Raw genomic sequence first — 13,464 nt, 5'->3', positions numbered from 1 at the left:
TATAGAGCAATAGTTAATACATTTTCTGAAGCACCCGCCGTGAGGAGATGAATCGGGAAATTTCTCTTCCCCATGCGTATAGAGCAATAGTCACTACATTTTCTGAAGCACCCAGCCAGAGGCGATGAATCCTCAAATTTTTCTTCTGGACTGACACACCTTAAATAGTACATTAGAAAAAAATCCTCAAATCTTGCCATAACGAGAATTATAGGAAAAAATCTAACGCACAGTTTTAGCTGTGTCAGTCTCCTACAAGTTTTACTTAACGTGTCAAAATTTTGAGTCTATAAAATATAAATTTTGAATTTTTAATTTTGAGCGATCGCCTCAATTTTCCCAAGGGTCAGGTAATTGACTTTTATCCTTTTCCAACTCAATATTTCCCTCAGACTTTTCCTCATTTACTACAGAATTTGTAGATACTTCAACCATTGAATTTCTAGCAACTTCACCCGTAGTTAAACCTAAGAAAACATCTTCTAAACTAGCACGAGTTCGACGTAGTTCACATAAACTCAAACCAGCAGTAACTATAGTATTAGAAATTTCTTTTCCTGGTTCCATTTCCGGTTGACAGTTTATTTGTAATCTGAGGCGACTTTCGTTATCTGATTTAATTTTTTCTAGAGATTGAATTCCCGGAACTTCAGCTAATAACTTTAATCCTGTTTCTATCTCTTGAGTTTCTCCCTCAATTTCTACTTCATATCCCCACCCACTTGCTAACTTATTACTCATTTCTTCAGGACTACCCGTAGCCACAATTTCACCCTGATTAATAATCGCCACTCGATTACAAGTCATACTAACTTCCGGCAAAATATGAGTAGATAAAATAATAGTATGCTCTTCAGCCAAACTTTTAATCAAATTTCTCACTTCAATAATTTGTCTAGGGTCAAGACCAACAGTAGGTTCATCCAGTATAATTACCTGCGGATCGTGTACCAAAGCTTGAGCAATACCAACCCTTTGTTTATATCCTTTCGATAACTTTCTAATCAAAACTTTCTGCTTATTTAATAATCCACATCTTCTCATTGCCAACCTAACTCTAGCAGAGCGATCGCCCGGAGGAACTCGTTTAATTCTAGTAACAAAAAATAGAAATCCTTCTACTGTCATTTCTGGATATAAAGGTGGTATTTCTGGCAAATAACCAATCAATTGTCGTACTGCCATAGAATCTTCATGAACATCATAACCAGCAATTTTAGCCGTGCCACTTGTAGCAGGCAAATATCCAGCTAAGATTCGCATTGTTGTTGTTTTACCTGCACCATTAGGACCTAAAAATCCCAGTATTTCTCCCTGTTGTACAGCAAAAGATACTTCTTTCAGTGCTGAGGTTGAACCATAAATTTTGCTTAATTTTTCAACTTCAATCATTATAAATGTATGCTCCTAAAAATTAATTTCCAAATTATAATATAGCTATTATTGTACTGGTAAGGTACAAAAAATTTCTAACTTTTAGGGAATAGGGAACAGAAAAGAAGAATAACAACTGTACTTCACAAAGGTTGAAAAATGCCATAGTAAATTAAAAAAGATAATTGCAGTTAAGTAGCCAGATATAATTAAATGTCACTATGTCCGCAGGGACTGGAACGGAGTGGAAGAAAGCAATTTCAAAGGTTTGAGTTACATAAACATTTTTTGACATTTAGTCAAATTTATTCGCGCCTACTTACTTATCAAAAGTAATTATATATTTAGGTGACACTTCAACCATTAAGTAATTAACACGAGTAAATCACCTTTTTGATAATTAGCACCCCAGTAGGGTGTTAATTATTCTTATGTTTACTTCTCCCCCACTCCCATACTCCCCTATTCCCAGGCTTAATAAAATGTAGGATTTTTTTTGAGAAATGGTATTAGACTGTAAGCATTCAGCCGTCAGCTATTAGTTATCAACTATTGCTTTTGGTGTAAGTTCAAAGCTGTATTAATCAAGTCAGAATTAAATTTTACTACAAAAGTTGTTAAAGTCTATATTCATTTAAACTCCTTCCTTAAAAGTAGGGTCTTATTGCTGATAGCTGACTGCTAATAGCTGAATGCTTACATTAGACTAGCTATAGCAATCAGGAATGAGATGTGAGAATTGAGGTGTTCCTTAAAAGGATAGAATATAGCAGTTATCTTATGAAGAAGATACATTTTCTTGTTCCATGTTCCCTCCATACCTGTTCCCTATTCCCTATTCCCTGTTCCCAGTTAAGTGTTCCTTATTCCCTAAAATTCTCCAATATCTCACAACTCAAATCATATTGCTATATATATTTGTCAATTCTAGAGATTTCTGTCTCAATATACTTCTGAAATCAGCCTAAAAATTATCCTAAAAAATAATTGAGGAATGATTTCTTTTCAAATAAAAATATTTAAGAATATATACTTTATACTAGATAAGACATAATTAAAGCTATATTCATTAATGGATAATGGATAATGGATAATGGATAATTACCTCTGGTTAAAACCGTTACGGAATTGAATATTAAGGAAATGTCATAGCACTTTTTTTCCCCTTGAAAGGGGAGGCAGAGTAAGCTGAATTATTTAATTAATAATTAATAATTATTAATGATTCGGTAAGCAACAGAGAATATTGGGAAAAACATTTTATCGTCTGTTATTCATCATCAGTCTATGCCCTAACCAACTCTTTCTTTGCTATATACTATAATTTTTGGGTAGTCCTAAAATAGTCAGGATAAAGGAGATCAAAATTCTTCTGTGTTCCCTATTCTCTACTACTTATTATTACTTCTTTCTTTACCACTACCAATTTTTTTTATCCAACTATTTGCCAGATATATAATTTATGAATCTCCCCATCTTGTTATCAATTATTGGTAGCAAACATTAACGTACCTCATATAATATTCCCCTTTCTATCTTCACCATCTACTATTTTTCTTTGACAAAAACAACCAGTTATAATATAATTAAGTCAATTTTTACTATTGTGGATTTTTTCAGACCAATCTCAAGCTTACCGAAAAGCTTCCGTTGAATGCCCGTATCTTTCAGAGCGGGGATGAAAATGAGCTAGCCTTTGAGGCCATACGACTTTAGTCGTTCTTTTATATAGTACAATAAATTTAACTTTCAAGGTGGAAAAATGTATGCTTGTCAACAAGTTTGAGTTTCTCAAATTCCCGAATTAATTGCCATTTTAACATTCTTATGTGAACAGTCTCACAAGCTAACTAACATGGGAATATATTATGGTCAGCAATGATTTTTTAAGTCTCACAAAACTATTGGCAAGTTTGACGCATGAAAAAGTCTACAAACACAAATATCACTATAAATTTCTAGATTCTCAAGCAGTAAAACAAATATTGAGAACTGTAGCTGAATCATTTCGCTTTTATTATGGTCTTATTATTGCCTATACTGAAGGTAAAATCCTAGACATACCAAGAATACATAACTATATAAAAAAAGCCGGATTAGCTACAGTTAGTTAGCCTTCTCAAGCATTAAAACTCAAAGGTAATCAAATCAGAGTTCCACTGGGCAATACCTTTCATTAATTGATAATTGATAATTGATAATTGATAATTACCTCTGGTTAAAACCGCACGGGAATTGAATATTGGGAAATATCATTTCTTTTTTTCCCCTTAAAAGGGGAGGCTTTAAACCAGAATTAATTAATAATTCGGTAAGCACTGGTTTGGTTTAGATATATTCTTGATTCCCATGGCTAGTAATCTCGAATTTTATGCTGTTAAAAAACTGAGAATATTACCGAGAAACAGATGTTTTTATTGGGAATTTGTCTATAAAAAAGAAGTAGTAGTTAAACCTCAATTAAATAAAGAAAATGTATTAGGAATTAACCATACCAATATTTCTCCAGATACCAACTTTATTGAAGGAGAAAAAAATTAGTTTAACTTTCGGTTGAAATATCATGTTGAAAATCAAAACTATACTAACTACATTAGCAGCAATCACACTTCTCCTATCTACTAATCAACTATCAGTTAAAGCCAACCCCACATCATCGGAAAATTCTACCCCAACAGAACAACCAAAAAGTATATACCAACAGGCCAAAGAAGAACTACCTGAAGACCTTTATGCCCTATATCGAATCCTGGAGCGCATTGCCAGGGCTAATAAACTTGATGAAAAACCATGGCGGATTGTAATTGTTCCAAAATACAATATTAATGCTTTTGCCACTGACGTTAACCTGATTGCTATCTACAACGGTCTCCTAGACCAACTTGCTGGGGATGCTTCAGCAATAGCTTGTGTAGTTGCCCACGAAATGGGTCATCATACTGAAAAGCATATAGCCTTAGCTCCTGTAGAAAAAGTTGCTTTAATCGAACAAATTCAACAAGAAACTGAACAAGAAGTTTTGGCAGAAAAGCAGGATGCTCAGTCAGAGGCAACTGGTATGTCTATTGGAGGTAGTGCAGCAAGAATATTTGGCGGAAGAGCAGGCAGACTTGGTGGTAGTGTATTGGGTAATGCTAGTCGCCAACGTTTGAAAGCATCTCAAGAAAAAATAGATGAAATTGTCGCCCAGAAAACAGAAGAGTTGGAACAAACCTTAGCTGAAGAAGGCCGTAAAAGAGAATTTGAAGCTGACGAAGTTGGGTATTTATATTCAGCAAAGGCAGGTTTTGAACCAGAAGGTTGTTTAAGAGCAATGAAAGTTTTGGGGCAAACGCCAAGTGCTGAATTTGACACTACTCATCCTGCTGTACCTAAGCGTATTGAAGCTCTCAAAGATTTGATGGTCAAGTTTCCAGCTACATCTCTAGCAGAAGAAGGTAAAGCCCTTATTTCTGAAACTAAACCTTTGACTTATGATTTATCTAAAGATGGAGCATCTTTAAGAGTTAACTCTAGTCGTGGTGGCTCCTCTGCAGATGATGTAGAACGTTTATTTGACAATTGATATACTTTTGGCCTATTAGCATTTCGCTTCGCTAAATGAAAAGCAGATATTCTCCTAGACCCAGGGTTCTAGGAGACCATTTTTCTGTTTATAATAATATCTTAACGATTTATTAAGGATTAAAAAAATACTAATGACTGCAATTCAATTTATTCAAGGTGTTGATGAAGAGGCTATACCAGAAGTGCGTTTAACTCGTTCCCGTAGTGGTAATCAGGGAACAGCTACATTGATTTTTGAGAATCCCAAGGCTTTAGGCCAAGATGTTACTCAAGAAATTACAGGGATGTATATGATTGATGAAGAAGGCCAAATTACCAGTCGCGACGTTAAGGCCAGATTTGTTAATGGTGAGCCTAAATTCCTTGAGGGACTTTATGTTATGAAGTCTCTCACAGAATGGGATCGCTTTATGCGGTTTATGGAGCGTTATGCTAAGGAGTATGGTTTAGAATTTAACCAGGCTAACAAGGCTTGATGGGTTCCCCAGGCCAGTAAATTTTCAGCCTGGGGATGTCTAGCTACTTCCGTGGACTTCCCTAAAACAGAAAACAGATAACTCAACGTTAAGTTCTCCAAACTATAATAGGAGCTTTTACAATCTTTAGTTGACCAGATTAAGTCTTGACCAAAAAATTAAGGTATAAAGCCTCTCCATTTATGGAAAAAAAAGAAAAAAAATTCCTTTTAGCCAATCCTTCTATTGAAGAAGAGATAATTAAGCTGTTTAACATTTAAACCATATATCCAATTTTTGTCAAAAGCAACCGGCAAAAGGAAATATAAGACCTAAATGATTCTTAGCTTATTAATTCTTAGCTTATTAATAATTAATTCTTAGCTTATTAATTCTTAGCTTATTAATTATTAATTATTAATTATTAATTATTAATTGTTGAACAGACTACGTTATTTGAATGGATCGACAAATTCCTCATCCTGCTCCTCCAGATATTACTCTCCGTTGTGCTGTGATTACTGTTAGTGATACCCGCACAAAAGAAACAGATAAAAGTGGTCAGCTACTCCAGGAAATTCTTAGAAGTGCCGATCATTCTATAACAGCATATCAGATTATCAAAGATGAAAAATTAGCAGTTGTCGCACAAATGGAATCTCTATCTCAGCGAGAGGATATAGATGCTGTAATTTTTAACGGCGGAACAGGAATAGCTCCCAGAGATACTACTTATGATGCCATTGAAAATTTATTAGAAAAAACTTTACCCGGTTTTGGAGAATTATTTCGGTGGTTAAGTTATCAAGAAATTGCTTCTAGGGCGATCGCTTCTCGTGCTGTTGCTGGTACTTATCAAGGTAAATTAGTATTTTCAATTCCAGGTTCTAGTAATGCAGTTAAGCTGGCTGTAGAAAAGTTAATTTTACCAGAATTAGTTCACTTAGTTTTGCAGTTGCGTAAAAATTAAAGTTGGATGAGCGATCGCCCTGAAAAACCTAAAATCAAATCAACACTCATTGATTTAATTTTCTTGTTCCCGTAAAACTAACGGGCGTAACAATACTTTATTTTTCAAAAGATTAACAGCTTGGGCATAATAGGGATCTGATATAGTAGCTATCGCTTCTGGTTTCCGATATAAGCGTCGTTTTTGAGAATCTGTCAAATTGATAGGCACATCAGGAGTAACACCTTTTTTACTAATATCAGTTCCTTTAGGAGTATAGTAGTGAGCAATAGTTACTGCCAAACCAGAACCATCTGACAAAGAATGTACCGACTGTACCAAAGCTTTTCCAAAAGTTTGGTCTCCCATAATTACAGCACGACCATTATCTTTGAGCGCTCCTGCGAGAATTTCACTAGCACTCGCAGAGTCACCATCTACCAAAACCACTGTCGGTTTATCAGTCAAAGCTGAACGGTTTGCCCGCAATTCTTGTCTATCTCCATCTCGGTTAACTGTGCTGACAATAGCACCTTTATCCATCCACATCCGAGCAATATCTATACTAATACGCAATAACCCCCCGGGGTTACCTCGCAAATCTAAAACATAACCATCAGGATTTTGATTATTCAAATCTTCTATTGCTCTTTCCATCTGTTCTCCAGCATGGGCGCTAAATTCTTGTAAACGGATATACCCAATACGCTGATTTCCTTCTCGCTTGAGGTCGTAACGAACTGCTTGTAATTCAATTCTTGCCCTTGTCAAAGTCACATCAAACTCTTGATCTCCAGATCGAATAATTCGCAGCACTACTTTTGTCCCCACATCACCACGAATCAGTTTAGCTGCTGCTGATACACTTAAACCAGAAGTAGATTTACCGTCAATTTCTTTAATTTGGTCTCCTGGTAATAAACCTCCCTTCATCGCCGGAGAGTTTTCCACAACATCTACCACGGCAATCGCCTTAGTAAGCTCTTCCTGCTTTAGTTGCATTCCTACTCCAGACATTTCCCCCGCTGTTTGATTAGTTAGAGCTTTAAACTGTTCTGGGTCTAGAAAACGAGTATAAGGGTCATTTAGTTTGTCTAGAGCTTCACGTAATGCCTCGTAAGCTTGTTGATTGGAGGTATAGTTTTTCTCTAATAAACTTTTCCTGGTAGCTTGCCAATCTATATGATTAAAGCTACCATCAACATACTCCCGGTTAACAATTTGCCATGCTTCGTCCAAAACTACTTTGGGACTATTTTCTAAATTTGCCTCAGCAGGCTTACTCAAGCTAGGGGCCAATAAAGATAAAGCTGCTGTTGTGGCGATCGCTCCACTATATAAAATATTTTGAATAAAAGAAAAGTGTTTTGAAGCTGAGTTCATTTATTTTTTTGGTAGTTGGACATTTATTCAGTTGACTTTCCCAATATTTTATGATATAAGGATAGTTTTTATTTGAGTAAACCTAATATACTAGGATATTAGCTGAGGATATTGATAATTGTATCTATTGTATCTATAGTTATTAAGAAATGTACTATCAGAAAAATTTTAGCGAAAAGCGAGGTTTAAAGCTCTTATTTCTAAAGTCCCACAAGTAAGTATAGATAAACTCTGTTGGTATTGGGATAAATCCATGATAGAGTCTAGTGAATATTCTAACATCAAAAAAAAATAATGACACACTAGGTAACGCAAGATTTCCTTCAATATCTCCATAACTTTTGGGAATCATCTTAGGAAAAGCAGAACAATTTAAAGAACATTATTTTTGAAGGAGTCAATCTCATAAAATTTGCGACTACATTGCCGAAATGCTGAGTTAATTGAAAGGAGCGATCGCGCCTCATAAAATACTAAGGAGGCTAAAAGAAAATTTCAGCTAAAATAGTTGTTTAAAAATCAAAAATTTTTTAGTTTTATAGATATCAGAAATTGTGGAAAGCAAAGCAAAAACCCCAAATTGGCTAGATTCATTAGCAAATCTAGCAGTTCCTATTGCAGCTTTAGCAGGTATAATCAGCTTACAAGTATTCTGGCCACCAAAAGCTTCTCCGTTAAAAGAGAAAATAGTTTTAGACTCAACAGATGCAGTCTTAGTCGAACAAAAAGAAGCTCTACAGCTCAAGCTATTGAAAGCATCTCCCACTTTTGGATTTGATAATTTGATTGCAGATTGGGTATTTCTCCAATTTCTCCAATATTTCGGGGATGATGCAGCCAGAAATGAAACAGGTTATTCTCTAAGTGAAGATTACTTTGATATTATCACCCAGTTAGATCCAAGATGGGTTGACATATATCTGTTTCTTTCCAACTCTTTATCTATATATGAGGGTAAACCCAAAGTAGCTGTAGAATATATGACCCGTGGCACTGATGTACTTTCCCCAGAAATAGATCCAGAAGCGTGGCAAGTATGGAGATTCAAAGGAATAGATCAATTATTATTAGTCGGTGATATTCCAGGGGCAATTAATTCTCACGAAATGGCTGCTGAATGGGCTGAGAATAGATCATACCAAGAGTTAAGCTCTTTATTTAGAAATACAGCAGAATTTCTCAAGACAGACCCCGATAGTAAATTAATCAAGTTTAATGCCTGGTTATGGGTATATTATCAAACAAGAGACCAGAGGGTACGGGAACGCGCTCAACAAGAAATTCTCGAACTTGGTGGTAAAGTGGAAATGAGTGAAGATGGAGAAAAGCGTTTTGTTTTGCCAGATGCTTCTAAGTAGATTCAACATCCATACTAATATCAAATCCAGTTGAATACTTATTATATGGTTTGGGGAGGTGGGGATATGGGGAGATGAGGAGATGGGGGATAGGGAGATGGGGGGATTGAATTCATTAATTGATAATGGATAATGGATAATTGATAATTACCTCTGGTTAAAACCGCAAGGGAATTGAATATAAGGAAATATTATTTCTTTTTTTCCCCTTAAAAGGGGAGGCTTCAAGGCATGAATTATTTAATTATCAATTATTAATAATTAATAATTCGGTAATTATAGAATTATCAACATATATAGCAATCCCAAATAGGTTGTGGAAACTTTTATAGACATTGCTGAATTAAGGTATGAAAGTAAGTTTCTAGGTAATAGGGAACAGGGAAAAGGTATGGAGGGAAAAGTTAATATTAACAAGTAGTTCAAACAATCCCAAATTATCAAATCATACCGTGTTTCAGCAACGCACTTTTATAATAGTTAATCTCAACTGAAAGCCTTTGAAATTATGACTCCTGTAGGGGCGATTCGCGAATCGCCCCTACTCCTGACTCCTAACTACCACCAAAATATTACAACTAAAATAGGATTGCTATACCTCATTTATCTTCAAAATCATTTAGGATTACTACAATAAAAGATTTATTATGATTGTGCAAGCAGAAATTATATGTAGAATACTTCAATTGTCAAAAGTTGATTTAGGATCGATCGAATATAAAAATATATAAATCCAAAATGTCAGACTAGGTAACAACCAAGGTAATAAAATAGCTGCTGAAATGTATATTTGTAGAGAAGCAAGAGCATAAATTAGAGTTAATAAAAATAGTGATGATAAAATAATTTCCTTTTGTTGTGTCTTAGAGTTAGAATTATTCTCTAACATTAATACCACTCCTTTTCCTAACAAAGCAGCTATCCCTATTAGCCATAAATTAGGAATAGGTATAACTAATCGTTGCTTAAGGAAATGATGAACCATATAAGTATGAACTTCTCCCCCTGTAAATGCTCTACTTGGGTTGGGTGGCTCCTTTTGAGAACGCCAGTAACTAACAGCAGCAGGTAAAGGAAAATTGTCTTCTCCAGGAGTTAATCCTGCATCTTTATATCCAGCGGCAATAATTACTATTGATGGGCGTTTCTCTAGTGTAGTTTTTGGTAATAATTGGGATTCATCACTCTCTAAAAGTTGCCAAGCAGGTAGACGTACAAAAATCGCTTCAGGAGGAATAGAAAAATCTATAATTGGATGCAGCCACATTTGCCCTAGTCGATAAGAGAACTTAGTTAAAGGTTGTAAGCGAGATAAGCTAGAAAATAAATCAAAAAAATTTTTATCAGTAGTCTGAGCAATATGATTTTTGACTTGCAATAACCAATCAACTGAAGAATTAATCTGAGGTAGCAGCAAATTCTCAGATTTTTCAAAGTTTAATAAGTGAGCAACTGCTAGCAAATAACCAAAGGGCAATGGTGTCTTAGTAGAATTTTGGCTTGGTAGTAGTGTTACATGGGTAACGTAACGGTTATAACCTACTAAGCTAACATTTCCCTGTAGTCGCCACTTAGGGGAGGCTAACTCCGGTAATGCTTCCAACCAACCACCAGCTGGGTTGCGGGATGTAGCAAATACAAACCAAGTGTTTTGTTTTTCTATGGATGAGCGTAGGGTCTGGGCTAATTTTATGTCATTTTCTTCTTTTTGATGGCGATCTAACAAATAGTCAATACCAATGATTTTAGCGTTTATGGTTGTCAGTTGATCGATGATTTTGGCGAGATAACTACGATCCATTGGCCAAGGATTGGATATTTTGGCTTTTGTGATCGAATCTTCGTCAATTTCTACTAACAGTACAGGCGGTGAATTTTGCCTCTCAACTTGGTTGGTATATTGACGATACATAGCTTGCACTAATACTCGCTTCTCAATCAAAAACCTTTGATTTGACAATTGCAAACTACATAAAATCAATGCACTTATAGCCATCGCTTCTCTTCTTGTAGGCAACCACCTTATGAGTTCTTGTCTAAGACTCGATCGTTTGAGACGAAATAGTGGCGCTCCTGGATGGCGAAACAAAGATGGTATTAAATATGTGCTGGGGTAGGTGAGATTTTTCTCTAGTTTCAAAAATTGACACGCTGATAATAATGATTCGTGAACATCTTTGTATTCACCTAAACTTTGGAGAAATCTCACTAAAAATTCTTGGGCGACTTGGTTATGAATTGGCTCTCGCATGACTGCGACTTGACTTAAACCCAAGTCTATCAGAGCATTGGCAATACTTAACCCACTACAGGAGTTGAAGATGGCAAATTGTAAACCCCTTTGTTTGGCCATGCTTAGGGGTTGAGAAATTTCTGTGATGCATAAGGTGGTGCTTGGAGCGATCGCTATTTCCCCACCTGTATTAAGAGTTTCATTACTGTGTCCGGCAAAAAATAAAATATCCCACCCGCGTTGGTCAGTTATTGCTTTAACAATTTTTTCTTTTAGCTCTGCTTGACTTTCTTGAGGTTGCCAACCCACAAACTCTACTTCAGCTATTGGGGAAAGAAATTTCACTGCTTCTTTATCTGCCTGAAAATTTAAACCTGTATCATCTCCCAATATTGCCAATATTCTAGCTTTACTTCGACCTCGTTTGGATGAATAATTTAGTGTAGCTGTAGTATTGCGAATATTAATTGGTTGGCGGGCAATTCTAATTTTGCTGGATGCAGCAAATTCTGTAATCTCCCATGCTTCCCACGGTAAACGAGATAGGTCTTGGCAGTTGCAAGTTATAAACACATCAACTGTAGGTACATCAGTATTCTGCTGTGATAGTAAACTTTCTGTTTTTTGTTTGGCTGCTTGAGCAACGATCGCTCTAATCTCATACAGTTGTTCGTGTCGTAGCCAACGATGAAACTCAAACACAAGTTTTGCTTCTGCTTGCACCAATTTTTGATGCCAATCAACTTGTCTCGTTAGTTTTCCTGTATTTACTACCCTTCCCCGCAAGGCTTTGTGATAAAAATTCAGATAATTTTGTTGCCAATCTTGGTAAGATATGGTGAGACTTTCAGGATAAGGCAGACTGACAGTTAATTGTTGCCCGATACCCCAAGCAAGTTCAAACAAGCATAATTTTTCCACTTGTTGAATCTTCAGGTAAAATATAGTGGCAGTCTGAGTCATATTCATTTAACTTTAATCGGATATCTCCTTATTCTAACAATCCTATCTCTATTCTGGAAAAGCTAATAAAAAAATTAGCGACCGCTCTAGTATTTTTCTGTGAAACAAGCGATCGCTGTAGTAAAAAATAGAAAAAAGCAATATTGAACATCCGTTATACTAAACTTACCCAAACTTACCCATGCACGATTGCATGCAGCTCTGAAGCTAGCTTCCTGTTTGACAGAAGACCACTGACCGCAGTCTGTAACTTATCTTCTGTGCAGGCTTAAAATCGGTGGGAACTCCAGCTACTGACACACATAGTCTTCGTACATTGACAGCAACCGTTTTAGTCTAGGCTATCCCATCACTTACTACATCCATCGCATTTACATTTATAAGCTCTCAGATCTAATGGCATCTTTTTTCTGCAATATTGCTCAAAAACCTCCTTCAAATAAATTATATATAAACCATTAATTATAACAAAGAATGTACAATTATTTTACTTCAGTAGTTAGCTCTCTCCACTCAAGCCCAACGTATATTTCTTGCTAATCTGAGATTATGTATCCAAGGTTGATGAGCTAATTCTGTAACTGCTTCAGGTGAAAGTTTAGCTGTAAAGGTACATCGTTTATGATTTACCCCTCTGACACCAAGTTTTTGTAAAAAGTTTGCCTCTATTTGATTTGGCACTTCTGTTGTCCGCACAAAAACTTCCATAGGTTGTTTTTGTGATGGTGGTGTTTTATTCAAGGCATTCACTAAACCTGGATCTAATTTACGATAATCTGTTAGGTTTTCCATTTTTTCATAGCGCTCCTTAGAGATAAGTTATGATCTCTGTTTTGGGCCTTATTTTTTATATTTACTTAAATTAGCTCTTATTAATATAGCAGTAGTTTAGCATTTTAATCAGGCTTGGTCAAGAATATTAGGTAGAGCTTAAAAATAATTAATTAAAATCAGGACTTATGCAATGGCACTAATTTTTTATTAATTCCTAGGCGTACAATTCTCCTGTTTTGGGTGCGACACGAGGGCGCACGAAGGGCTGGAAGCCCCTACATATATAGCTTCCATCAGATGAGTGAGGAGCCGTCTCCTCCAGTGAGAGTGTCCAAAGCTGTTCCTAACATTCCCAGGACTTACGCAAAGACACTATATATAGCGCATGGCAAATCAAGCGATATAGCT

At 35.8% G+C, this 13,464-nt stretch carries 10 protein-coding genes; 6 read left to right on the top strand and 4 right to left on the bottom strand.

What is annotated here, in order from left to right:
* Positions 1-330 precede the first annotated feature (330 nt).
* A complete protein-coding gene (locus ACP6PM_RS15335) occupies positions 331-1,392 on the bottom strand; it encodes an ABC transporter ATP-binding protein (RefSeq protein ID WP_426586039.1) in 1,062 nt (353 codons plus the stop codon).
* Between the two features lie 1,850 nt (positions 1,393-3,242).
* Between ACP6PM_RS15335 and ACP6PM_RS15330 the strand changes: the two genes are divergently transcribed.
* The 5 genes from ACP6PM_RS15330 to ACP6PM_RS15310 all read left to right on the top strand — a co-directional run bounded on the left by ACP6PM_RS15330 (position 3,243) and on the right by ACP6PM_RS15310 (position 6,366).
* Positions 3,243-3,488, top strand: a complete 246-nt coding sequence (locus ACP6PM_RS15330) for a hypothetical protein (protein WP_426586037.1) — start codon at positions 3,243-3,245, stop codon at positions 3,486-3,488.
* A 235-nt stretch (positions 3,489-3,723) separates the two neighbouring features.
* Positions 3,724-3,915, top strand: a complete 192-nt coding sequence (locus ACP6PM_RS15325; RefSeq protein ID WP_426586035.1) for a hypothetical protein — start codon at positions 3,724-3,726, stop codon at positions 3,913-3,915.
* Between the two features lie 22 nt (positions 3,916-3,937).
* Positions 3,938-4,939, top strand: coding sequence for a M48 family metallopeptidase (locus ACP6PM_RS15320; protein ID WP_426586033.1), 1,002 nt, complete (start codon positions 3,938-3,940; stop codon positions 4,937-4,939).
* 133 nt (positions 4,940-5,072) lie between these two features.
* A complete protein-coding gene (psb28, locus tag ACP6PM_RS15315) occupies positions 5,073-5,417 on the top strand; it encodes a photosystem II reaction center protein Psb28 (protein WP_426586031.1) in 345 nt (114 codons plus the stop codon).
* Between the two features lie 439 nt (positions 5,418-5,856).
* Positions 5,857-6,366 carry a MogA/MoaB family molybdenum cofactor biosynthesis protein gene (locus tag ACP6PM_RS15310; RefSeq protein ID WP_426586029.1) on the top strand — a complete coding sequence of 170 codons (510 nt, stop codon included), beginning with the start codon at positions 5,857-5,859 and terminating at the stop codon, positions 6,364-6,366.
* Between the two features lie 54 nt (positions 6,367-6,420).
* Here the strand turns inward: ACP6PM_RS15310 and ctpB are convergent, their stop codons facing one another.
* Entirely contained in the window at positions 6,421-7,728 is a 1,308-nt protein-coding gene (gene ctpB / locus ACP6PM_RS15305; RefSeq protein WP_426586027.1) for a carboxyl-terminal processing protease CtpB, read from the bottom strand.
* 554 nt (positions 7,729-8,282) lie between these two features.
* Here ctpB and ACP6PM_RS15300 point away from each other — a divergent pair.
* Positions 8,283-9,086, top strand: a complete 804-nt coding sequence (locus ACP6PM_RS15300) for a hypothetical protein (protein WP_426586025.1) — start codon at positions 8,283-8,285, stop codon at positions 9,084-9,086.
* Positions 9,087-9,768: 682 nt separating this feature from the next.
* Here ACP6PM_RS15300 and ACP6PM_RS15295 read toward each other — a convergent pair.
* Together ACP6PM_RS15295 and ACP6PM_RS15290 are read right to left on the bottom strand one after the other, a co-directional pair.
* The gene (locus ACP6PM_RS15295) at positions 9,769-12,282 is read right to left on the bottom strand and encodes a CHASE2 domain-containing protein (protein WP_426586023.1); all 2,514 of its coding nucleotides are present in this window, start codon (positions 12,280-12,282) and stop codon (positions 9,769-9,771) included.
* A gap of 513 nt (positions 12,283-12,795) precedes the next feature.
* The gene (locus ACP6PM_RS15290; protein WP_426586021.1) at positions 12,796-13,074 is read right to left on the bottom strand and encodes a hypothetical protein; all 279 of its coding nucleotides are present in this window, start codon (positions 13,072-13,074) and stop codon (positions 12,796-12,798) included.
* Positions 13,075-13,464 lie beyond the last annotated feature (390 nt).

Source organism: Dapis brunnea BLCC-M229 (assembly GCF_050015995.1).
Classification (GTDB): Bacteria; Cyanobacteriota; Cyanobacteriia; order Cyanobacteriales; family Microcoleaceae; genus Trichodesmium.
This window is presented reverse-complemented; position numbering and strand designations above follow the sequence as displayed.

Excerpts from the sequence above, each read along its gene's own strand:
- psb28 (WP_426586031.1), top strand. The coding sequence starts at position 5,073 with ATGACTGCAATTCAATTTATTCAAGGTGTTGATGAAGAGGCTATACCA.
- ACP6PM_RS15330 (WP_426586037.1), top strand. The coding sequence starts at position 3,243 with ATGGTCAGCAATGATTTTTTAAGTCTCACAAAACTATTGGCAAGTTTG.
- ACP6PM_RS15335 (WP_426586039.1), bottom strand. The coding sequence starts at position 1,392 with ATGATTGAAGTTGAAAAATTAAGCAAAATTTATGGTTCAACCTCAGCA.
- ACP6PM_RS15290 (WP_426586021.1), bottom strand. The coding sequence starts at position 13,074 with ATGGAAAACCTAACAGATTATCGTAAATTAGATCCAGGTTTAGTGAAT.
- ACP6PM_RS15320 (WP_426586033.1), top strand. The coding sequence starts at position 3,938 with ATGTTGAAAATCAAAACTATACTAACTACATTAGCAGCAATCACACTT.
- ACP6PM_RS15325 (WP_426586035.1), top strand. The coding sequence starts at position 3,724 with ATGGCTAGTAATCTCGAATTTTATGCTGTTAAAAAACTGAGAATATTA.
- ACP6PM_RS15310 (WP_426586029.1), top strand. The coding sequence starts at position 5,857 with ATGGATCGACAAATTCCTCATCCTGCTCCTCCAGATATTACTCTCCGT.
- ctpB (WP_426586027.1), bottom strand. The coding sequence starts at position 7,728 with ATGAACTCAGCTTCAAAACACTTTTCTTTTATTCAAAATATTTTATAT.
- ACP6PM_RS15295 (WP_426586023.1), bottom strand. The coding sequence starts at position 12,282 with ATGACTCAGACTGCCACTATATTTTACCTGAAGATTCAACAAGTGGAA.